The sequence below is a fragment of the Amycolatopsis thailandensis genome (assembly GCF_042723255.1).
Classification (GTDB): Bacteria; Actinomycetota; Actinomycetes; order Mycobacteriales; family Pseudonocardiaceae; genus Amycolatopsis; species Amycolatopsis thailandensis.
This window is the reverse complement of the sequence record NZ_JBHXJK010000022.1, coordinates 55,313-76,758: the sequence shown is the minus strand read 5'-3', so window position 1 is coordinate 76,758 and position 21,446 is coordinate 55,313. Positions and strand designations below refer to the sequence as shown.

21 protein-coding genes are annotated in these 21,446 nt (G+C 69.0%); 12 read left to right on the top strand and 9 right to left on the bottom strand.

Annotated elements, in window-relative coordinates; translation table 11 throughout:
- Nucleotides 1-4 precede the first annotated feature (4 nt).
- Genes ACFWMR_RS11645 through ACFWMR_RS11630 form a run of 4 tightly spaced genes read left to right on the top strand, consistent with a single transcriptional unit; the run spans nucleotide 5 to nucleotide 3,411 of the window.
- Nucleotides 5-757 carry an SDR family oxidoreductase gene (locus tag ACFWMR_RS11645; protein WP_378378322.1) on the top strand — a complete coding sequence of 251 codons (753 nt, stop codon included), beginning with the start codon at nucleotides 5-7 and terminating at the stop codon, nucleotides 755-757.
- Between the two features lie 4 nt (nucleotides 758-761).
- A complete protein-coding gene (locus tag ACFWMR_RS11640; RefSeq protein WP_378378321.1) occupies nucleotides 762-1,826 on the top strand; it encodes a phosphotransferase family protein in 1,065 nt (354 codons plus the stop codon).
- Nucleotides 1,827-2,483: a histidine phosphatase family protein gene (locus ACFWMR_RS11635; protein ID WP_378378320.1), complete on the top strand. Its 657-nt coding sequence runs from the start codon at nucleotides 1,827-1,829 to the stop codon at nucleotides 2,481-2,483.
- Between the two features lie 10 nt (nucleotides 2,484-2,493).
- Complete coding sequence (locus ACFWMR_RS11630; protein WP_093933960.1) at nucleotides 2,494-3,411, top strand: SMP-30/gluconolactonase/LRE family protein; 918 nt, start codon at nucleotides 2,494-2,496, stop codon at nucleotides 3,409-3,411.
- On the opposite strand, the gene ACFWMR_RS11625 is transcribed toward ACFWMR_RS11630, so the two are convergent.
- On the bottom strand, nucleotides 3,403-3,873 hold the full coding sequence (locus ACFWMR_RS11625; RefSeq protein WP_378378319.1) for a VOC family protein: 471 nt from the start codon (nucleotides 3,871-3,873) through the stop codon (nucleotides 3,403-3,405). The two genes, ACFWMR_RS11630 and ACFWMR_RS11625, sit on opposite strands and share 9 nt — an antisense overlap.
- Before the next feature lie 62 nt (nucleotides 3,874-3,935).
- Here ACFWMR_RS11625 and ACFWMR_RS11620 point away from each other — a divergent pair, with 62 nt between their 5' ends.
- Together ACFWMR_RS11620 and ACFWMR_RS11615 are read left to right on the top strand one after the other, a co-directional pair.
- Nucleotides 3,936-4,883 (top strand): helix-turn-helix transcriptional regulator, encoded by a 948-nt coding sequence (locus tag ACFWMR_RS11620; RefSeq protein ID WP_378378318.1) that lies wholly within the window; start codon nucleotides 3,936-3,938, stop codon nucleotides 4,881-4,883.
- Nucleotides 4,884-5,205: 322 nt separating this feature from the next.
- Nucleotides 5,206-6,465 (top strand): DUF222 domain-containing protein, encoded by a 1,260-nt coding sequence (locus tag ACFWMR_RS11615; RefSeq protein WP_378378317.1) that lies wholly within the window; start codon nucleotides 5,206-5,208, stop codon nucleotides 6,463-6,465.
- 576 nt (nucleotides 6,466-7,041) lie between these two features.
- Here ACFWMR_RS11615 and ACFWMR_RS11610 read toward each other — a convergent pair.
- The 5 genes from ACFWMR_RS11610 to ACFWMR_RS11590 form a co-directional block, all read right to left on the bottom strand.
- Nucleotides 7,042-8,988 (bottom strand): hypothetical protein, encoded by a 1,947-nt coding sequence (locus ACFWMR_RS11610; protein ID WP_378378316.1) that lies wholly within the window; start codon nucleotides 8,986-8,988, stop codon nucleotides 7,042-7,044.
- A 92-nt stretch (nucleotides 8,989-9,080) separates the two neighbouring features.
- On the bottom strand, nucleotides 9,081-9,908 hold the full coding sequence (locus tag ACFWMR_RS11605) for an enoyl-CoA hydratase family protein (protein ID WP_093933965.1): 828 nt from the start codon (nucleotides 9,906-9,908) through the stop codon (nucleotides 9,081-9,083).
- Entirely contained in the window at nucleotides 9,905-10,597 is a 693-nt protein-coding gene (locus ACFWMR_RS11600) for an SDR family NAD(P)-dependent oxidoreductase (RefSeq protein ID WP_378378315.1), read from the bottom strand. The genes ACFWMR_RS11605 and ACFWMR_RS11600 overlap by 4 nt, the downstream gene beginning before the upstream one ends.
- A complete protein-coding gene (locus tag ACFWMR_RS11595; protein ID WP_378378314.1) occupies nucleotides 10,594-12,099 on the bottom strand; it encodes a benzoate-CoA ligase family protein in 1,506 nt (501 codons plus the stop codon). Before ACFWMR_RS11595 ends, ACFWMR_RS11600 begins: the two co-directional genes overlap by 4 nt.
- Nucleotides 12,096-12,821, bottom strand: coding sequence for a creatininase family protein (locus ACFWMR_RS11590; protein ID WP_378378313.1), 726 nt, complete (start codon nucleotides 12,819-12,821; stop codon nucleotides 12,096-12,098). The genes ACFWMR_RS11595 and ACFWMR_RS11590 overlap by 4 nt, the downstream gene beginning before the upstream one ends.
- A 48-nt stretch (nucleotides 12,822-12,869) precedes the next feature.
- On the opposite strand from ACFWMR_RS11590, the gene ACFWMR_RS11585 reads away from it, so the two are divergent.
- From ACFWMR_RS11585 to ACFWMR_RS11570, 4 genes are all read left to right on the top strand, one after another.
- Nucleotides 12,870-13,691: a PaaX family transcriptional regulator gene (locus tag ACFWMR_RS11585; protein WP_093933969.1), complete on the top strand. Its 822-nt coding sequence runs from the start codon at nucleotides 12,870-12,872 to the stop codon at nucleotides 13,689-13,691.
- Complete coding sequence (locus tag ACFWMR_RS11580) at nucleotides 13,688-14,470, top strand: tryptophan 2,3-dioxygenase (protein WP_378378312.1); 783 nt, start codon at nucleotides 13,688-13,690, stop codon at nucleotides 14,468-14,470. Before ACFWMR_RS11585 ends, ACFWMR_RS11580 begins: the two co-directional genes overlap by 4 nt.
- The gene (locus ACFWMR_RS11575) at nucleotides 14,467-15,657 is read left to right on the top strand and encodes a kynureninase (protein ID WP_093933971.1); all 1,191 of its coding nucleotides are present in this window, start codon (nucleotides 14,467-14,469) and stop codon (nucleotides 15,655-15,657) included. The genes ACFWMR_RS11580 and ACFWMR_RS11575 overlap by 4 nt, the downstream gene beginning before the upstream one ends.
- A 117-nt stretch (nucleotides 15,658-15,774) precedes the next feature.
- Complete coding sequence (locus tag ACFWMR_RS11570) at nucleotides 15,775-16,845, top strand: Glu/Leu/Phe/Val family dehydrogenase (protein WP_093933972.1); 1,071 nt, start codon at nucleotides 15,775-15,777, stop codon at nucleotides 16,843-16,845.
- Between the two features lie 100 nt (nucleotides 16,846-16,945).
- On the opposite strand, the gene ACFWMR_RS11565 is transcribed toward ACFWMR_RS11570, so the two are convergent.
- Nucleotides 16,946-17,134, bottom strand: a complete 189-nt coding sequence (locus ACFWMR_RS11565) for a DUF5302 domain-containing protein (RefSeq protein ID WP_005162443.1) — start codon at nucleotides 17,132-17,134, stop codon at nucleotides 16,946-16,948.
- A gap of 74 nt (nucleotides 17,135-17,208) precedes the next feature.
- Nucleotides 17,209-18,174: a winged helix-turn-helix transcriptional regulator gene (locus tag ACFWMR_RS11560; protein ID WP_378378311.1), complete on the bottom strand. Its 966-nt coding sequence runs from the start codon at nucleotides 18,172-18,174 to the stop codon at nucleotides 17,209-17,211.
- A 130-nt stretch (nucleotides 18,175-18,304) separates the two neighbouring features.
- Between ACFWMR_RS11560 and ACFWMR_RS11555 the strand changes: the two genes are divergently transcribed.
- Nucleotides 18,305-19,777, top strand: coding sequence for a carotenoid oxygenase family protein (locus ACFWMR_RS11555; protein WP_093933974.1), 1,473 nt, complete (start codon nucleotides 18,305-18,307; stop codon nucleotides 19,775-19,777).
- A 129-nt stretch (nucleotides 19,778-19,906) separates the two neighbouring features.
- Nucleotides 19,907-21,130, top strand: a complete 1,224-nt coding sequence (locus tag ACFWMR_RS11550) for an acetyl-CoA acetyltransferase (RefSeq protein WP_378378310.1) — start codon at nucleotides 19,907-19,909, stop codon at nucleotides 21,128-21,130.
- Here the strand turns inward: ACFWMR_RS11550 and ACFWMR_RS11545 are convergent.
- The gene (locus ACFWMR_RS11545; RefSeq protein ID WP_378378309.1) at nucleotides 21,046-21,444 is read right to left on the bottom strand and encodes a hypothetical protein; all 399 of its coding nucleotides are present in this window, start codon (nucleotides 21,442-21,444) and stop codon (nucleotides 21,046-21,048) included. The two genes, ACFWMR_RS11550 and ACFWMR_RS11545, sit on opposite strands and share 85 nt — an antisense overlap.
- Nucleotides 21,445-21,446: the final 2 nt, after the last annotated feature.

Genomic DNA, 21,446 nt, shown 5'->3' with positions numbered 1-21,446 from the left:
AGCCATGGTCCTGCGGAAGAACATCCTGATCACCGGGGCGAGCTCCGGACTCGGCGAGGGAATGGCCAGGCAGTACGCCGCCAGAGGCCGCAATCTGGCGCTGGCCGCCCGCCGTGTCGACCGGCTCGACGCCCTCGCGGCGGAGCTCGAGAAGGCGTATCCCGGCATCACCGTCGTCACCCGGAAGCTGGACGTGAACGACCACGACCAGGTCTTCACCGTCTTCGAAGAGTTCCGTGAAGCGCTCGGCTCCCTCGACCGTGTGATCGTGAACGCGGGGCTCGGCAAGGGGCAGCCGATCGGCTCCGGCAGGTTCGACGCCAACCGCCAGACGCTCCAGACGAACTTCCTCGCCGCGGCCGCCCAGATCGAGGCCGCCGTCGGTATCTTCCGCAAGCAGAAGGAAGGCCACCTCGTCGTGGTTTCCTCCTTCTCCGCGCTTCGCGCCTTCCCCGGCAACTTGACCGCGTACGCCGCTTCGAAGGCGGGCGTCTCGGCACTGACCGAGGGCACCCGCATCGAGCTGATGAAGACGCCGATCAAGGTCACCCAGCTGCTGCCCGGGTTCATCGAGTCGGAGATGAACGTGGACATCTCGAAGATCCCGCTCGCCACCAAGGCGGAGGCGGGCGCGCAGGCGCTGGTCAAGGCGATCGAGACCGAGAACGCGAAGGCGTTCGTCCCGTCTTGGCCGTGGAGCGTGCTGGCGAAGGTGTTCCGGTTCGTTCCGGTGTCGGTGCTGAGGAAGTTCGGGTGACCTGTTGATGACCGCCGCGGACAAGACCGTCGAGGTACGCGGCGAGGACGCTTTCGACCCCGCCGCGGTGCACGCCTGGCTGGCCGGACGGGTGCCCGGCCTCGGGGACACACCGCCCGGGGTCCGCCAGTTCCCCGGCGGTGCCTCGAACCTCACGTATCTGCTGACCTACCCGGACCGGGACTTGATCCTGCGCCGGCCGCCGCTGGGGCACAAGGCCGCGTCCGCGCACGACATGCGCCGTGAGTTCCGGGTGCAGCAGGCGTTGCGGCCCGTCTTTCCTTACGTGCCCGAGGTCCTCGCCTTCTGTGACGACGAAACCGTGCTCGGCGGCGACTTCTACGTGATGGAACGCCTCGAAGGCCTGATCCTGCGCGGAGACCTGCCCGCTGGTTTCGCTTTGCCGCCGGAGAACGCGCGCGAGCTGTGCGGCAAGGTCGTCGACAGGCTCGTGGAGCTGCACGCCGTCGACGTCGAGGCCGCCGGGCTGGCCGATCTCGGCAAGGGCGCGGGGTACGTCGAGCGTCAGGTGCGCGGCTGGTCTGAGCGGTTCCTCAAGGCGCGCACGGAGAACGTCCCGGACTGCGCCGAGGTGATCGCGTGGCTGAAGGAGAACCAGCCCTCCGAGGTCAAGATCTGCCTGATCCACAACGACTACCGGCTCGACAACCTGGTGCTCGACGACGACCTCGGCATCATCGGCGTCCTCGACTGGGAGATGGCCACCCTCGGCGATCCGCTGATGGAACTCGGCAGCACCCTCGCGTACTGGGTGCAGGACGACGATGACGACGTCATGAAGCTCAGCCGCCGTCAGCCGACGCACGTGCCGGGGATGTACACGCGCGAGGAGTTCGTCCGGCGGTACGCGGAACGCTCCGGCCTCGCGATCGGCGACTGGACGTTCTACGAGGTGTACGGCCTGTTCCGGCTCGCGGTGGTGATCCAGCAGATCTACTACCGGTTCCACGAAGGACAGACGACCAACCCGGCGCTGAAGGACCTCTGGCAGTTCGTCGGCTATCTGGACGGGCGCTGCCGCCGGATCATCGGAGGAGGGCGCGCGTAGATGGGTGCGATCTACCTGGTCCGGCACGGGCAGGCGTCGTTCGGCGCGGAGAACTACGACCAGCTCTCGCCGCGCGGCTTCGAACAGTCCACTGTGGTCGGTGAGGAACTGCTGAGGCGTGGTGTCGAGTTCACCCAGGCGCGGTCGGGTTCCCTTGCCCGGCAACGGGACACGGCCGCGACGGCGTTGAAGGCGCTCGGCTCGGGGATCGCCGTCGTCGAGGACGAACGCTGGAACGAGTACGACCACGTCGACATCGCGAAATACCATGCCGCCGGTGTCCAGCAGACCGATTCGCGGGCGTATCAGGCCGCTTTGGACGGTGCGCTGAGCGCGTGGGTCTCGGCGGGCGCGTCCGGTCCGTGCGCCGAGACCTGGCCTCGGTTCCTGGAGCGGGTCAAGGGCGCGCTGGCCGACGTCGTGGCGTCGCTGGGCAAGGGCGAGCACGCCGTCGTCTTCAGCTCCGGTGGCGTGATCGCGACGGTCTGCGGCGCGCTCATGGGTACGCCCGAGGCGGGGCTGCTGAAACTGAACCGGGTCACCGTCAACGCGGGGATCACGAAACTGGTGTCCGGCCGCGGCGGGGTGACCCTGTTGTCGTTCAACGAACATCCGCATTTCGAGGCGGAAGCCGCGAAACTGCTCACCTACCGCTAGGAGACACGCGATGGCGTTCGGCGAGGTCACGGTCATCCCGGTCAACGGGCACGGTCCCGAGGACGTCGTGGTCGACGACCAGGGGCGGATCTACACCGGTGTCGACGACGGGCGGATCCTGCGTGTCTCGCCGGACGGCAAGCGCATCGACGTCCTCGGCGACACCGGCGGCCGCCCGCTGGGGCTGGAGTTCTTCGGTGACGACCTCCTGATCTGCGACGCCAAGGCCGGGCTCTTGACGATGCCGCTGGCCGGTGGCGCCATCACCACCTTGGCGACTTCGGCGGTGGGGCTGGACTTCGTGTTCTGCAACAACGCCGCCGTGGCCGCCGACGGCACCGTGTACTTCACCGACTCGTCGCGCCGCTTCGGCATCGAGAAATGGCGCGACGACCTGATCGAGCAGACCGGCGGCGGCAGGCTGCTGCGCCGGACGCCCGACGGGAAGATCGACCAGCTCGCCGACGGTTTCCAGTTCGCCAACGGGGTCGCGCTGCCGCCCGACGAGTCCTATGTGGCCGTCGCCGAGACCGGCGCCTACCGGGTTTCGCGGTTCTGGCTCACCGGGGACAAGGCCGGCACGCGCGACTACCTCGTCGACGATCTGTGGGGCTATCCCGACAACATCTCGACCGGCAGCGACGGGCTGATCTGGATCACCGTGGCCAGCCCGAAGGTGCCCGCGCTTTCCTTGGTGCAGAAGCTCCCCGCGCCGCTGCGGGCCGGTGTCCGGGCGCTGCCGACGGCCTTGCAGCCCGCACCCGCGAGGGAGTGCGGGGTGCGCGGGGTGACCGCGGACGGGAAGCAGGTCCACGAACTGCGCGGGGAGATCGACGGGTTCCACGTGCTCGTCGGCGTCCGCGAGCGGGCCGGGAAGCTGTATTTCGGCTCGCTGGAGGACAACGCGATCGCCGTCACGTCAGTCTAGGCAGAATTCGTTGCCCTCCGGGTCTTGCATCACGATGAACCCGAGGCTCAACGGCTGCTCGGGCTCGAAACGCTTCACCCGTTTCGCGCCCAGGGCGACGAGCCTCGCGCACTCGGTTTCGAACGCCGCCATGCGCTCGTCCCCTTCGAGGCCGGGGGCGGCCCGGACGTCGAGGTGGACGCGGTTCTTGGCGACCTTGTCCTCCGGGACCTGCTGGAAGAAGATCTTCGGCCCCACACCGTCCGGGTCTTCGAGGGCGGATCGAGTGTTGCGCTGATCCTCGGGAACGCCGACACGCTCCAGGAACTCGTCCCACGCGTCCAGCGGGTCGGTGCCCTCGGGTACCTCGACCCCGGGCGGGCCAGGGTGGACGTAGCCCAGGGCTTCGCGCCAGAAGATGGAGAGGGCTTTTGGGTCGTGGGCGTCGAAGGTGACTTGGAATTCGCGGCTCTTGCGGTTCATGGGACCACCCTGGCACGCCTAGCGGACAGGATCGGTCCGCTATCTCTGACACGATGGGTGACATGGAGGACGAGCGAGGGACGACCGAGCGGGTGCTCACCCTGCTCGGGCTGCTCCAGCAGCGCGCGGTGTGGACCGGTCCCGAACTGGCGGACCGGCTCGGCGTCACCCCGCGCACGATCCGGCGGGACGTCGAGCGGCTGCGCGCGCTCGGCTATCCGGTGCAGGCCAGCAACGGTGTCGGCGGTGGTTACCAGCTCGGCCCCGGCCACGACATGCCGCCGCTGCTGCTGGACGACGAGGAGGCGATCGCCACCGCGGTCTCCCTGCTCGCCGGCGCGGGCAGCGGTGAGGCCGCGCTCCGGGCGCTGACGAAACTCGACCGGGTGCTCCCGGCCAGACTGCGGCACGAGGTGCGCGCGCTGTCCGGCTCGATCGTGGCCTTCGACGGAAGCCGCGCGCCGATCGACCCCGACGTGCTCATGACGCTGGCCCGCGCGTGCCGCGACGAGGTCGAGGCGGGCTTCTCGTATCCGTCCTCCGGTGCCGCCGCTTCACGGCGAGTGGAGCCGTATCGCTTGGTGGCTTCCGGGCCGCGTTGGTACCTCTTGGCTTTCGACCTCGACCGCGACGACTGGCGCACTTTCCGCGTCGACAAGATGACCGAGGTTTCCGCGCGGTCTTGGCGTTTCCGCCCGCGCGCGGCACCCGACGCGGCGGCTTATGTGCAGGAGAACGTGGCCAGCCGGGTGTATCGGCATCAAGCGCGCTTTCTGGTGCACGCGCCTGCTTCGGTTGTCCGGGCGCAGATTCCGGCTTCGGCGGCTGTGGTTCGCTCGCTTGGGCGTTCGCGATGCGAGGTTTTGAGTGGGGCAGGGGAGCTGGATTTCCTGCTGATGCATGTGGTGTTGCTGGGGCATTCGTTCGAGGTGATCGAGCCGGTGGAACTGGGGGAGCGGTGCCGGGTTCTGGCCGAACGCTTGCTTTCGGCTGGGGTTCGTCGTAGTTAGTCGGCTAATTGCGGAGGTTGGGTTTCTTGGTGAGTGGCGTGTTGTGCTTTGGGTTGTCTCGCAGTTAGTCGGCTGGCTGCGGGGCTTAGGTCGCTTGGTGGATCGGTGTCTTGTGTGTTGTGCTTTGGGTTGTCTCGCGGTTGGTCGGCTGATTGCGGGACTTAGGTCGCTTGGTGAACCGGTGTCCTCCGTGCTGCGCCTTCGGCTTCTTCGCAATTAGTCGACTAACTGCGAGGCTTCACCCGGAAGTGGCAAAATGCGCGGGTTTGCGGTAACGCAAAATTACGAACACGTGTTCGAAATATGGGTGTATTATGGAGGGGTGTCCGAGACCTTCCTTCCCGAGTTGCCGCAGGAGTTGTGGCGTGCCGGCAAGCTGGAGCTTGCGCACGGCGTGCAGCAGTTCCTGCAGCTGATGCGGGTCGCCTCCGCCGCTCTGGGGCAATTCCTGGCGGAGATCGAGTCCCGGGGTTCGAAAGACTTGTATGGCTATGGGTCGACGGCAGCGTGGTTCGCCGATGTGGCTGGGCTGTCCCGGGGTGAGGCGCAGTCGGTAGTGAAGCGGGCGATCGCCTTGAACCCCACCCGCAATCTGGACGGCACGGAGGCCCCGGCCTTCGCGCCCACCACGGGTGCGGCAGCTGCCGAGGGCATGATCGGGGATGAGCGGATCGATCAGATACTGGAGATCTTGGGGAGACTCCCGTCTGACACGTCGGCCGAGGATCGGGCCACTGCGGAGAAGATCCTCGGGAATCTGGGCCGTGGAGCTGGTCCCCGGCAGCTGGTGAACGCGGAGACGAGCCTGCTCGGCTGGCTCGACCCGGATGGGAATGAACCGAAGGACCCCGAGCCGAAGCAGCCCCGCCGGGAGATCACCCTGGAGCGCCGTCGGGATGGGTTCTGGAAACTCACCGGCCTGCTGGATGACGAGCTGGGGGCTCGGACGGCGGCCGCGTTGGAGGCGTATGCGAAGCCTCGTCCGGTGGATGAGTTCGGGCAGGCTGACTTGCGCATGAAGTGCGAGCGCCAGGGTGATGCGTGGGCGGAGCTTCTTGACTTGGCGATCGCGTGTCCTGATCAGCCCGGCACCAGCGGGTACCGGACGTTGGTGCACGTCACCATCGGCCTGGAAGAGCTGAAGACCGGGATCGGGAAAGCCTGCCTCGACTTCGTCGGGACCATGACCGCCCGCGAGGCGCGGATGGCCGCCTGCGACTGCCTGATGCTCCCCGTGGTGCTCAACGCTGCCGGAGAGCCGCTCGATGTGGGGCGGCTGAGACGGTTCGTGACACCAGGTCAGAGGCGGGCGCTCAATATCCGGGATCGGGGCTGCGCGTTCCCGGGCTGTCATCGGAGACCGAAGAACTGTCACGTCCACCATATTCATCACTGGGCGGACGGCGGCCCCACTGATCTCCGGAATCTGGTGCTGCTGTGCGGTTTTCATCACCGGCTGATCCACCACGGCGACTGGCAAGTCCGCATGGCGGCTGACGGGCTACCGGAGTTCATTCCGCCCCAGTATTTGGACCCGCTACAACGAATCCGGCGCAACACCCTCCACCGCGCCCCCGCCTAACCCCGCGTGACCCGAGGAGCCCGCCAGCCACACCGGCGACGGGCCCCTCGGAATGCCCACGAGCAGGTCGCGAATGCGGCGTTCGTCGCCGCCCGGCGGACTCACATGGTGGTGGCGACACGCATTGTTCGTTGGCCGGAAAGTAGTGCTTCGAGGCCATTGGCTGGAGGTGTGCCAGCCGAGGGTTTCGCGAGGGCGGCCGTTGAGTTCGGCGGCGACCCGGGCGAGGTCCGCTGGAGGAGTGCAGAGTGTGGCTGATGCTGGTCATCGCGGCGGCGGCGTCGCGTCCGTGGGAGCAGATGCGGCAGGATCGCGAACGGGTGCCCAGGATCAGGTCGCCTTCCCAGTACACGGGGACGGCGCGGTCGGCGGGCCGTCGCAGATCTTGACCATGTCCTTGATTCCGCCAGCGGCCCCGAACCCGCGGCATCGCGCGCCCGGCCCGGACGTACAGCGCTTGGCGGATCGACCGGAATCTCCGGCCGATCCGGGAATTCCGGCACCGGTCTCCGCACGATCTGGCGGGGGACCATCTACAGTCCAGCCGGCCTGCACGGACCGACACCGCGCCATCGGCTACCGAACCTCCGCGCTCCCGGTCACGGCCGGCCAGCGCACCGCGTGCACCTGTCCCTCGCCGTTCTCGGACTCGCCCACGATTTCGCCGCGGCCGTTGATGCCGTTCGCCTTGGTCCGATGCCCGCCGGGCAGAGCCGGCAGCACGGTCACGGTGCCGTCCGGGGCCCATCGCAGCGCCTGCCCCGGGAGTCCGTCGGCGCCGGATTCGCAGAAACCCACCGCGACCCCGGAGTCGTTGATCCCCCGAGCTTCGCAGGTGCGGGCGCCTTCGGGGACCGGCAGCGTGGTGATACCGCCGTCAGGGTTCCATCGGACGGGGTGATACCCGGAATGGCCGACGATCTCGTCGCGATTGTTGAGAGCGGTAGCGGTGGTGTACGTCGCGCCGGGCAGGCCATTCAGCTCGGTCACTTTCCCCTCCGAGTCCCAGCGGACCGGGCGCGGGCCGGAATTCCCGATGATCACCCCTCGGTTGTCGATCGCGTTCGCGTTGCCACTGGCTTCGCCGGGCGGAAGAGGCAAGAAGACCGGGGTACCGTCCTGGGCCCAGCGGATCGGTTGCGTGCTGCCGAGCCGGGGGCGCCCGCTGCCGACGATCACCCCGCTGTCGTTGATTCCCGAGGCCTGCCAGTGGTCGGTGTCGGCTTCGGGCATCGTCAGCGTCGTGATCGTCCCGTCCGGCTCCCAGCGGATCGCGCGGCGCATCTTTCTGATGATGTCGGCACCCACGATGACGCCGTGAGCGTTGATGGCCACGGCCTGCCGCCTGTTCTTGTCCGGGGAGAGGTCCTCGATGGCACCGGGGCTCTTCCAGGTGACGGGTTGCGGCAGGCCGCTCGGTGACAGGGATTCGCCGATGACCTGTCCGCGCGCGTTGATCGCGAACGCCTCGGAGCGTTCGTACCGGGGGAACGACCGGCCAAGGTCGGTGATCCCGTTCGGCGTCGTCCACCGCACGGCGTGCTGCCCGAATTTCGACTCTCCGTCGGAAGAGCCCACCACGACGCCGCGGGAGTCGATCGCCGCACCCGTGCTCTGGACGTGTCCCGGCAGGGTGCCGAGGTCGGTGATCGCGCCTTGGGCGTCCCAGATCACCGCGGAGTGCCGGCCGCTCGCGACACGGGAGTTGCCGGTGATGACTCCGGAGTCGTTGATCGCCTTGGCGTCGCCCGCCGGGTTGCCGGGGAGAAGCGTGGGCAGGGCGGTGACAGTGCCGTCCGCGGCCCAGCGCACCGGGCGGGCACCGGAACCGCCCACGACGACCCCGGCGTTGTTGATGCCTCCGGCCGAGCCGCGACTGTCGCCGGGAAGCGGCGCCAGCCGGACGACCGTGCCGTCAGCGTTCCAGCGTACGGCCTGGTCCCCGGAGGTCCCGACGATCACGCCCGCGTCGTTGATCGCCGTCGCCGCCGAGTACGAATCGCCCGACAGCAAGGGAAGCAACGTCATGACGCCGTTCGCGTCCCAGCTCGCCGCGCGTCTGACCCGCGAGGGATCGGTCGTGACCGTCCCTGTCACGATTCCGGCGGAGTTGATCGCGGTGACTTCCGGATTGCCGATCCGATCGGGCAAACCCAGTTCGGTGAACGAGCCGTCCGGACGCCACACCACCGGCCGCCGGCCGAACTGGGGGGCGTAGGCCGAACCGGCGACGAACCCCTTGGCGTTGATGGCCCGCGCCTCGGCGTCGGAGTACCCGGCCGGTATCGCGAGCCGGGTGTGCGTGCCGTCGGGGTTCCAGCGTACGGCGATCGTCCTCTCGGCCACGGTGCTGTACGCGCCGACCACGGCACCGGCGTCGTTGATCCCGGTGGCGTGGCTGTGGCTGTCCCCGCGAAACGCGCCGAGATCGACCGGCGCCGCCTCCCGCGCGCCGGCCACGGTGACGGTGCCGCCGAGCAGAAGGACCGAGAACAAAGTGCACAGCAAGAACTTTCCCCGCACCACGTGAACCCCTCCCGAGTCGCCCGAGTGCGCCGATCTCCGGAGTATGGCGAAACCCGGTCAGCGGCCGGAACCGCCGATCGGACGCGGGCTCATCGGCCGGTCCACCGCGGCGAGCGCCCGGCCGTCCAGGCCGCGTAGAACTCCCCGTGGTCCTTCGCCGTCATCAACAGGGCCTGCGTGATCGCCTCCAGCTCGATGGAACTCCCCAGATCCATGTCCAGCTCGCGCGTGAGCAGCACCTTGGTCGTCCCGTACGCCAGCGCCGGGCCGTCGGCCAATCGCCGCGCCAAAGCGGAAGCGGAAGCGGCCAACTCGGCGTCGGGAACGACCTGAGAAGCCAGCCCGATCGCCTCGGCCCGGGCGGCGTCGATCTTGTCGCCCAGCATCAGCAGTTCCGTGGCCCGCCCCAAGCCGACCAGCCGCGGCAGCAGATACGCCGAGCCCATGTCCGCCCCGGCCAAGCCGACCTTCGTGAACAGGAATGCGAATTTCGCCGACGACGCCAGCAGCCGGAAGTCGCTCGCCAGCGCGATCACCGAACCCGCGCCCGCCGCGACACCGTTCACCGCGGCGATCACCGGGATGGGGCACTCGCGCAGCGCTTTCACCACCGCGCCGGTCATGCGGGTGAACTCCAGCAGCTCCGCCGACTCCATTTTCTGCAGCTCGCCGATGATCTCTTCGACGTCGCCGCCGGAGCAGAACCCGCGCCCACGGCCGGTGACGACCAGCACCCGGACGTCGCCGCGGTGCGGCAACTCGGCCAGCAGGTCGCGCAGGTCCGCGTAGACGTCGAAGGTGAGCGCGTTCAGCTTTTCGGGACGGTCCAAGGTCACCGTGGCGACACCATCGTCCACGGTGAACTCGAAATGCTCCCAGTTCGCCGTGATCGGCGGCGTGGCGCGGAACGGGCTCATGACTGGATCCCACCTCCATCGAGGACGAGTGTCTGTCCGTTGATCGCGGCGGCTTCGGCCGCCGCGAAGAAGGCCACCGCGTGGGCGACCTCGTCGGGTTCGAGCAGGCGGCCGAGGGGGGACGCAGCGGCGAGGGCGGCTTCCGCGTCGGCCTCGTCGCGGCCGGTGCGGTCCCGGATCCGGGCCACCGAGGCGGCCGTCATGTCCGTGCGCACGAAGGCCGGGCAGACGGCGTTCGCGGTGACGCCGGTGCCGGCGACCTCGGCGGCGGTGGCGCGCATCAGGCCGACGGCGGCGTGCTTCGACGCGGTGTACCCGGCCGTGTAGCGATAGCCGAGGTGCGACGCCGTCGAGGCGACGGTGACGATCCGGCCGGTGTCGCGCGATCGCATGCCGGGCAGAACCGCGCGTGTGCACAGGAAAGCGCCGGTCGCGTTGACCTCGATCTGGGTCCGCCACTGGTCCAGCGACGTCTTCGCCAGCGGCGCGCTCGCCGAGATCCCGGCGTTGTTCACCAGCACGTCCACCGGGCCGAGACCGTCGAAGTACCGCGCGACGGCGTCCTCGTCGGTGACGTCGCAGTCGGCCCGGCCGGGGGCGTGCACCTTGTCCCCGGCGGCCTGGAACCGGGCGGCGACGGCCGCGCCGATCCCGCGCGTCCCGCCGGTGACGACGACGATCCTGCTCACTGTGCCTCCACCCGGCGCAACGCGCGCCGATCGAGTTTTCCGTTGGCGGTGCGGGGGAGTTCGGTCACGAACACCACCTCGCGCGGATATTTGTGCTTCGCCAGATTCGCCCGCGCGTGATCCTTCAGTTCGTCGGCGGTCACCTGGACACCGTCCGCCAGGACGACGCACGCCCGCGGGACGACCAGGCCGTCGACGGTCACGCCCAGCACCGCGCAGTCGATGACGGCCGGATGACCGATGAGACAGTCTTCGATCTCGCTCGGCGCGACGAACACGCCGGACACTTTCAGCAGGTCGTCGGCGCGGCCGTGGTGATGGAAGTAGCCGTCGGTGTCGCGGCTGAACAGGTCGCCGGTGCGGAGGGTGTCGCCGTGGAACGTCCGCGCGGTCTTCTCCGCGTCGCCGTAGTACTCGCGCGCGATGGTCGGACCGGTGACCTCCAGGGGGCCGATCTCGCCGTCCGGCAACGGATCACCGCTCTCGTCCACGATCCGCGCGGTGTAGCCGGGGACCTCGCGGCCGAGGCTGCCGACCCGCTGCGCACCGGGCACATTGGACAGATAGATGTGGTACGCCTCCGACGAGCCGATCCCGTCGATCACCGGGACGCCGAACAGGTTGTCCCACTTGCGATGCAGTTCCGAGGGCAACGCCTCGCCCGCCGACGTCGCCAGGCGCAGTGAACTCAGGTCCACAGTAGACGCGGAAGGGTGGGCGATCATCGCGCTCATCATGGTCGGCACGTTGACCAGGATCGTCGGCCGGTAGCGTTCGATCAGCGAGAACAGCAGGTCCGCGGTGCTGCGCTGCGGGAACACGATCCCGGACGCGCCGACACCGAACGGGAACAACGCCGTCAGGTCCCGCGCGTAGCCGAAGAACAGCTTCGGCACGGCCAGTACGCGGTCGTCCTCGCGGAGGCCGAGCACGCCGAGCGCGTACCGGTCGAAGCTCTCCAGCGCGCTGCGCGCCGGGTGCACGCACGCCTTGGGGGAACCGGTGCTCCCGGTGGTGAACTTCCAGATCGCGACGTCGTCCAAAGTGGTCGGCGCGGCTTCCAGCTCGGCCGGGGCCGACGCCGTCAGCGACGTGAACGAGTGCTCGCCGGGCTCCAGGTCGACGTCGCCGACCACCAGCAGGTTCCGAGCCCCGGCCTCGCGCAGCGCGGGCAGTGTCGAGCCGTCCGCGATGACGAGGACGGCCTCGGTATAGGCCAGGTAGTACGCATAATCCTTGGGCTGCAAGAAGGAATAGGCCTCGGCGGTCACCGCGCCGATCTTCTGCGCCGCGTACCAGACGGCGACGAACTCGACGCTGTCGTTCAGCGCCAGCAGGACCCGCTGTCCACTTCGGACGCCGAGGTCGCGCAGCACGTTCCCGGTCCGGTTCACCAGCGCCGCCAGCTCCGCGTACGTGACTTCCTCGTCGCCGCACAGCAACGCCGTCCGCTCGCCGGGGAGGCGGTCGACGAAATGGGTCGCCAGATTGAACGTGGTCATACCAGCTCCCGGATCGCTTCGACCAGGATGTCGGTGAGCGCCGAGAAGGTCTTCTCACCTTCTTCGGCGGTCGCCTGGGCGGGGGTTCCGCAGTAGGCGTCGGTCATCCCGGCCGAGGCGAAGTCCGTGACGCCGCCGCGCGCCAGGTCGACGTGGACCGCGGGCAGGTCGCGCTGGACGGCGGTGTCGACCAGGTCCGGCCGGTCGGCGAGCACCAGTGACGTCTCGTACTGCCCGGCGTGGCACTCGCCGGACCGGAACTCGTCGGTGAGCCGGGCCGCGTACCGGCGGCGGACCAGGTCGACGAAGCCGACGCCCGCGGTCTCCGCCACGCGCCGCAGCACCACCAGATGCGCCGGTTCGAAATGGTTGTTGACCAGCAGGATCCGAGTGAGTCCCTGCTTGGTGAGCGCGCCGCAGATATCGGTGAGCAGCGCGTACAGTGTCTCCTCGCCGATCGAGACGCCGCCCGCGAACCCGGCCGCGAACCGGGTCACCCCGTACGGCACCTCGGGCAGGATCAGCACTCGAATGCCGGGATCACCCGCCAGCCGCGCGGCCGCGCGTTCGCACATCCCCCGGGAGATCAGGGGATCGGTGCCCAGCGGCGCGTGCGGGCCGTGCGGTTCGACGGCGCCCACCGGCAGGAGCAGCACGGGGACGCGCGTGTCGGACGCGAGAGCCGCCACCTGGCGTGAGCTCAAATCCGCGAAGTACGTCACTCGAATCAAGCTACACCGCAGCGGCCTGAGGTGTATAGAGTTGCGCGCATGCCCGCATCGGCCACCCCCCACGGCGACCCAGGACCCCAAGACCTGGTGATGACACTGCTCGGCACCTACGTGTCGCCGCGCGAGAGCCGCCGTGTCTGGTCCGGCGGCCTGGTCGCCGTGCTCGCCGGGCTCGGCTTCTCCGACGGCGCCGCGCGGATCGCGCTGGCCAGGCTCGTCCGCCGCGACCTGCTCGCGCGGCACAAGGCGGGCAGGCTCGTCCACTACTCGCTGACCCGCCGCACGATCACGCTGCTGGAGGACGGCGACCGCCGGATCTTCTCCCTCGGCAGGCGCGAACGCGAGGCCGGGGAGTGGACCGTGCTGTGGCAGAGCATCCCGGAAAGCCGCCGCCAGGCCCGGGAACGGCTCGTGCGCCGGCTGCGTTTCCTCGGTTTCGGCCCGGTGCAGGACGGCACCTGGATCGCCCCGCACGACCGCGAGGCCGAGGTGCTCGCCCTGCTGGCCGAACTCGACGTCTCCGAACACGCCGGGCTGATGCTCGGCAAACCGTCGCCCGCGCTCGACGTCCGGCGGTTCGCCGACCGGGCCTGGAACCTCGACGGCCTCGCCGCGCGCTATGACGCGTTCGTCCAAGATTTCGGCGGGTATTCAGGCGACTTGCCTGACGCCGAGGCGTTCCAGGTCCGAACCTGGCTGACGCACACCTTCCGCGCCTTCCCGTCGCTCGATCCGGAACTCCCGGTCGGGCTGGTGCCCGCTCCGCCGAGCCGGGCGGCCGCGGTGGAGCTTTTCCACGATCTCTACCAGGCGCTGGCCCCGGCGGCGCAACGCCATTTCGATGGAGTGACCGAATCATGAACGACACCCAGGCCGCATTGAGTTACACGTCCTACCTTTCGCTGGACGAATTGCTGGACGCGCAGCATCCCCGGTCCGACGAGCACGACGAATTGCTCTTCATCGTGATCCACCAAGTGTATGAACTTTGGTTCAAACAAGTTCTCCACGAGGCGCTTTACCTGCAGGAGCAACTCGAGGCGGGTAACACCGCTCACGCCACCCGCACGCTGAGGCGAATCCTGACTATCTTCAAGGTGGTGGTCGCGCAGATTGACGTGCTCGAGACGATGACTCCGAGCCAGTTCACCAGTTTCCGTGCGCGACTCGACGCTTCGAGCGGGTTCCAGTCGGCTCAGTTCCGCGTCCTGGAGGCCGTTCTCGGCCGCCGGGACGAGCGGGTGTTCGCGCATTACCCCGAGGGCGGTGACCAGCGCGCCCAGATCTCGGACGCGATGTCACGGCCGTCGCTCTTCGATTCCTTCACCACCTATCTCGCGGTGAAGGGGTACGACGTCCCGACCGGGCGCGATGTCACCAAGCCACTCGAACCCTCTCCGGCGCTCCAAGAGGTTCTGTTGCGGGTCTACCGCGACGACACCGGGCCGTCCGTGGTGGCGGAGCACCTGGTCGATCTGGACGAAGGGATGCAGGAGTGGCGGTATCGGCACGTGAAGATGGTCGAGCGCACCATCGGAGACAAGACCGGGACGGGGGGTTCGTCGGGCGCGCACTACCTGCGTACGACGCTTTTCTCCCCGATGTTCCCGGATCTCTGGGCAGTGCGGAGCAGGCTGTGACGACACTCGACGAACTCCGCGGCGACCCCAACGCGCTCGCGGCGCACTACACGCACTTCGGTGTGGCGGACCGGATCCTGCTGACGGGGCACTCGCACCAGGCGTGGCCGGACGTCGCCCGGGAAGGCCTTCTCGAAGCCTTCGCCGACGCGGCCGAAGGGGTCGACACCAAGTGGGACCGCGCTTTCGCGAAGGCCGACGAGATGCGGGCCGGGTTCCGGGCGCTGCTCGGCGACCCGCACGGCGGCATCGCGCTCGGCGCCAGCACGCACGATCTGGTGATCCGGTTCCTGTCGGCGATGGACCTCCCGAGCCGGCCGCGGCTGGTCACCACCGACGGTGAGTTCCACACACTGCGCCGCCAGCTGGGCAGGCTGGCCGAAGAAGGGGTCGAGGTCGTCCGCGTGCCGTCGTCGCCGGTCAGCACGCTGGCCGAACGCGTCGCGGCCGAGGTCACCGAAGACACCGCGGCCGTGCTCGTCTCGGCGGTGCTGTTCGAGACCTCCCGGCTCGTGCCGGGGCTGGCGCATCTCGCCGACGTCTGCCTGTCGAAGTCGGTGAACCTCGTCGTCGACGCCTACCACGCGCTCGGCGTCGTCCCGTTCTCGCTGCACGACCTCGGGCTCACCAACGCCTGGGTGCTCGGCGGCGGCTACAAGTACCTCCAGCTCGGCGAGGGCAACTGCTTCCTGCGGATGCCCGCGCACGCGCAGGAACTGCGGCCGGTCGTCACCGGCTGGTACGCCGAATTTGGCGCGCTCGCGGACGAGCGCCGACCCGGCGAGACCGCCTACGCGTCCGGATCGGACAGGTTCGCCGGCGCGACCTACGACCCGACGAGCCACTACCGGGGCGCCCGCGTCTTCCGGTTCTTCGCCGAACAAGGCCTCACCCCCGAGTTCCTGCGGGAGGTGTCGCGGCACCAGGTCGGCTTCCTCGCCGACGGTTTCGACAAGCTCGGGCTGCCCGAAGACGTCGTCACCCGCGACCGGGAGACCCCGCTGGACCGCATCGGCGGCTTCCTGTCGCTGAAGTGCGCCGACGCGGGCGGGCTGCGGGCCGCGCTCGCCGAACGCGGCGTCCGGACCGACAGCCGCGGCGAGTATCTGAGGTTCGGCCCGGCGCCGTATCTGTCCGACAGTCAACTCGACTCCGCACTTCGCGTCCTGGGCGAGATCGTCCGCTAGGTTTGCGGGTGTGGCACCGTCGCCGCCGGACGACCTTCGTCGGGGACTGTGCCCTGTTCCAGGAACTTCGCACGTGAGCCACAAGCAGCGTGCACTCCACGACAAGGAGTCACCACAGTGACCGAAGTGTTCGGCCATGGCACCGGCCATGAGCAGGTCGTCTTCTGCCAAGACCAGGCCACCGGCCTGAAGGCCATCATCGGGATCTATTCGACGGCGCTCGGGCCGTCGCTGGGCGGGACCCGGTTCTACCCCTACGAGTCCGAGGAAGCCGCGCTCGCGGACGTCCTCGCGCTGTCGAAGGGGATGGCCTACAAGAACGCGCTCGCCGGGCTCGACCTCGGTGGCGGCAAGGCCGTCATCATCGGCGACCCCCACAAGCACAAGACCGAAGCGCTGCTTCGCGCCTTCGGCCGGTTCGTCCAGTCGCTGGGCGGCCGCTACATCACCGCCTGCGACGTGGGCACCTACGTGCAGGACATGGACATCGTCGCGCGCGAATCGGAGTTCGTGACGGGCCGCTCGCCGGAGAACGGCGGCGCCGGCGACTCCTCCGTGCTCACCGCTTTCGGCACCTACCAGGGCATGCGCGCCTCCGCGGACGCCGTCTGGGGCGTCCCGGACCTCGCGGGCCGCAAGGTCGGCGTCGCCGGGGTCGGCAAGGTGGGGCACATCCTCGTCGGGCATCTGATCGAGGCGGGCGCGCAGGTGGTCATCACCGACGTCTCTCCCGCGGCGATCGAGCGCACCCGCGCGGCGTACCCCGCCGTCGAGGTCGTCGAAGACCTCGACGCGCTGATCCGCACCGAGCTCGACGTCTTCGCGCCGTGCGCGCTGGGCGGCGTGCTCACCGACGAGACCGTCGGCCTGCTCCGCGCCAAGATCGTCTGCGGCGCGGCCAACAACCAGCTCGCGCACCCCGGCGTCGACAAGCTGCTCGACGACCGCGGCATCCTCTTCGCGCCCGACTACCTGGTCAACGCCGGTGGCGTGATCCAGGTCGACGACGAGCGGCACGGCTTCGACTTCGCGCGGGCCAAGCGCAAGACCACGGCCATCTTCGACACCACCAAGGCGGTGTTCGCGCTGGCCAAGGCCGACGGGGTCCCGCCGGCGGCGGCGGCCGACCGGTTGGCCGAGCGCCGGATGGCGGAGATCGGCGGCCTTCGGTCGATCCTGACCGTGTAGGTCTCCCAAGCGCAATGAAGGGGCCTTTCATAGCAAAATTTGCTATGAAAGGCCCCTTCATTGCACTGGGCGGACCGCCGAGCCGGCGGGTGCCGGGGACTCAGCCGCTCTTGCGACGGAAGGTGCGCTTGTTCGCGGCCGGGCCGTGCGCGTGCAGGTTCTTCCCGCCACCGTTCTCGTGGGCCGAGCCGGAGCGGGCCTGAGCCTGCTTGCGCTCCAGGGCTTCGCGGAACTTGCGCTTCGTGTCGTCCTCTTCGCCATCCGCTGGGGACGGTGCCGGTTCAGTCATTGCTACCTCCGAGGTGACGACGTGTGACCACGTCAGCCTGTCAGGAACGGACCGGCTTGGCGAGTCGATTTACGTCACCTGGGCGGCGCGGGAAGCTGGACCGGGCCGCCGAACTGGATCCGGTTCCGCAGCAGGGGCCGCCAGCAGTGATCGCACAGCAGCATCGGCTTCAGGCGGTTGCCGCAGTCCACGTGCTCCAGCGTGATGTCGGGTGCCTGTCCCGGCGTCTCGAAGCCCCGTGACCACTCGGCGATGAAGGCCAGGGCGGGGAAGAACGCGAGGCCCTTCGCCGTCAGCCGGTAGTCGTGCGCGTCGGTGCGGGTCTTCGCGGTCCCGGTCCGCAGCACGCCGACCTCCACGAGTTTCGACAGCCGCCCCGAAAGCACGCTCGGCCCGATGCCGAGTTCGCGTTCGAACTCCGAGAAGTGCCGCGCCCCGAGCAGCGCGCTCACGACCAGGCCCGTCGACCAGCGGTCGCCGAGGAGTTCCATGGTGTCCGGGAAGAACATCAGCGGATCGCCCGCGAGGGACTCGGCGTCCTTGCGGCGGAAGCGTTTCGTCGCGGTCGCTTCGACGACGCCGGTGTCGTCGAGCCGCCGCGCGCGGACGTCGCGGGCGTCCACCCGGCGTTCGCAGGTGGCGCAGCCGAGCGGTGCCGAGGTGGCCAGCTCGCAGTCGAGGTGGATCAGCGTCGGCAGCACGGCACGCCGTCCTTCGACCCATTCCCTTTCCCAGGCCCAGATCGAGATCAGCAGCGGCCACAGTTCGAGACCGCGTTCGGTGAGCCGGTACTCGTGCCGGGTGCGGCGCGCGTCCCGGTACGGCGCGCGGACGAGCATGCCCGCGTCGACCATCTCGCGCAGCCGCCCGGACAGCGCGGTGGGGGAGATGCCGAGCCGCAGCCGGAGTTCCTCGTAACGGCGGAAGCGCAGGAAAAGGCTCTGCAGGATCAGCAGGGTCCACTGATCGCCGAGCAGTTCGAGTGCCCGGCGCAGCGGATCGCCCGCCGGCCTGACGCGGTGCGCCGTCGCCTCTGTCACGTAGGTGCCTCTCTAACGGTGTCGCTGTCAGCGTACCCCTGGCTACAGCAAAAGAAGCCTATTGACAGCTGACTACAGAAATCATAGTGTCTCAGCCAATCGGTCAACGCGAACCAACCGGGGAGAACCGATGACGAGCACCTCCGAGCAACCGATCCTGGTGGCGGCCGCCACCGGTGAACCCGAGGTCAACCCGTACCTGATGGGCGTCTACGCCCCGGTCGGCGAAGAGATCGACGCGAGCGATCTCGAGGTCATCGGAAAGATCCCCGCCGACCTCAACGGCGTGTACCTGCGCAACGGGCCCAACCCCCGGTTCGAGCCGGAGGGCCGCTACCACTGGTTCGACGGCGACGGCATGATCCACGCCGTCCACCTGGAGAACGGCAAGGCCCGCTACCGCAACCGCTGGATCCGCACCAAGGCGTTCGAGGCCGAATCCGAGGCGGGCAAGGCGTTGTGGAAGGGCGTCATGGAGTCGCCCAAGGGCAACCCGTTCGGCAACACGCACGGGCTGAACGTCAAGGACAGCGCCAACACCGACCTGATCTTCCACCGCGGCCAGGTGCTCTCCACCTGGTACATGTGCGGCACGCCGTACGCCGTCGACCCGCTCTCACTCGAGACGCTGGGCGCCGAAGACTTCCTCGGCACGCTGGTCGGCGACATGATGGCCCATCCGAAGGTCGACGAACGCACCGGCGAGATGTTCTGGTTCGACTACGGGCCGCGGCCGCCGTACCTGCGCTACGGCGTGATCAGCGCGGACGGCAAGGTCGTGAGCACGACCGAGATCGAACTCCCCGGCCCGCGCCTGCCGCACGACATGGCGATCACCGAGAACTACGCCGTCCTGATGGACTTACCGCTGGTCCAGGACATGGAGGCGGCGCGCAACGGTCGTCACAAGCTGCTGTTCGACCGGTCGCTGCCGAGCCGGTTCGGGGTGTTGCCCCGCTACGGTAACGGTAGCCAGATCCGCTGGTTCGAAGCCAGCCCGTGCTACATCTACCACGTCGTCAACTCCTGGGAGCAGGGCGAGGAAATCGTCCTCGACGTCTGCCGCGTCCAGCGCCCGCAGCCACGCGCGGACGCGCGCACCCCGCTCGCCAAGATGCTGTCGTACCTGCGACTGGACGCTTCCCTGCACCGCTACCGGTTCAACCTGCGGACCGGACAGTGCCTGGAGACCCAGCTCGACGACGACAACACCGAATTTCCGTCCGTCGACTCGAGGGTGGTCGGCGGCCGGAATCGCTTCTCCTACGCGGTGCACATCTCGCCGGACTCGACGCTCAAGTTCGACGGCCTGGTGTGCTACGACAATCGTGCCGGCGCCAAGACCGAGTATCGCTTCGGTCCGGGCCGGTGGGGCAGTGAGGCGCCGTTCGCACCCCGCGACGGCGCGGCCGCCGATTCCGATGACGGCTATCTGGTGACTTTCGTCCAGGACGAGCGTGAGGGGCGCTCGGAGCTGGACATCTTCGACGCCGCCGATCTCACTGCCGGACCCGTGGCCAGGGTCCTGTTGCCCCAGCGTGTCCCGCTCGGTTTTCACGCGACCTGGGTCCGGGCGGACCAGCTGGAACCTTCCTGTAACTGAGTGATCCCCTTCGCGCCCGCCCACCAGAGGGGTGTGGGCAGGCGGCGAAGGGCCGAAAGCCGCCGTCCGGGTCGCCCCTTCCAGGGGGCGGGGCGACCCGGGCACGGCACCAGAGGGCGGAACGGGCCGATGACGGTCTTCGTACTGGGCGGGGCACAGACCGATTTCGCGCGGAACTTCGCGAAAGAGGGCGGCGGGCTCTACGAGATGCTCGCCGAAGTGGTGCCCGACGCCTTGGTGGACGCGCAGGTCGAGCCGGGCGACGTCGGCGTCGCGCACGTCGCCAACCTGGCCGCCGAGTTGTTCACCGGTCAGGCTCACCTCGGCGGGCTGCTGATGGCGGCGATCCCCGATCTGGACGGTGTGCCGAGCGTCCGGCACGAGGCCGCGTGCGCCTCGGGCGGGACGGCGGTGCTCGCCGCGAGCGCGGACATCGAGTCCGGCCGGTACCACGTCGCGCTGGTGACTGGGCTGGAACTCATGCGCAACACCGACTCGCGGTCCGCGGCGGAGCATCTCGGCTCGGCGGCCTGGGTCGGCGAAGAGGCGCAAACGGCCGAATTCCCTTGGCCCGCCTTGTTCTCCGACGTCGCCGACGTCTACGACTGGCGGTACGGACTCGATCCCGCGCACCTTGGCCTGTTCGCCCAAAACGCCTTCGCGAACGCCGCGCTCAACCCGATGGCGCAGACCCGGGACTGGAGTTTCCCGGACGGCTCGTTCGATCAGGACGACCGGCTGAACCCCGTCGTGGCCGGTGTCCTGCGCAAGAACGACTGCGGCCGCATCTCCGACGGGGCCGCCGCGATCGTGCTCGCCTCGCCGGAGTTCGCCGCCGACTGGGCGAAACTCGTGGGCCGGGACCTCGCGGAGGTCCCGAAGCTGACGGGCTTCGGCCACCGGACGGCGCATTTGTCGTTACGGGGCAAGCTGGAACGCGCCGAAGGACACGAGTACCTGTTCCCGCATCTGCGGGGCGCGGTGGTCGACGCGTACTGGCGCGCGAAGGTCTCCGGCGCCGAGGAGATCGACGTCGTCGAACTGCACGACTGCTTCACCATCACCGCGCTCGTGGCGCTGGAACACCTCGGCGCGGCCCCGCCGGGGGCGGCCGGGCGGCTGATCGAATCCGGCGGGATCGCGCGGGACGGCGTCCTCCCGGTGAACCCCGGCGGCGGGTTGCTCGGGCTCGGCCATCCGGTCGGCGCGACCGGGGTGCGGATGGTGCACGACGCCGCGCGCCAGGTCGCGGGAACCGCCGGGCCGCTTCAGATCGACGGCGTGCGGAACGTGCTGACCTTGAACGTCGGCGGATCCTTCACGACCGTGGTCGCGATGGTCGTCGCCCGCTGAACCCACCGGCCGCGATACGCCGCTCCGGTAAGCGTCGCCCCGAAGAAGACGACGGCGGCGACACCGGTTTCGGGAGTGAATTCGAGCGCGCCCAGCGAGCCCGCGGTGAATCCCGAATGGACACTCCAGGCGATCAGCGCCGTCCCGGCCGCCGCCGCCACGCTCGTCACGGCACCGGCGACGAGTACGACCACGGCCAAGGCGGCCAAGGAAATGCCATGATGTCGCGCCGAACCGAGGAGCCCGGCCACCGACGCCGCGACGACGACGGAGACACAACCGAACGGGAAACCGAAGCATTCGGGATTCCTCATCC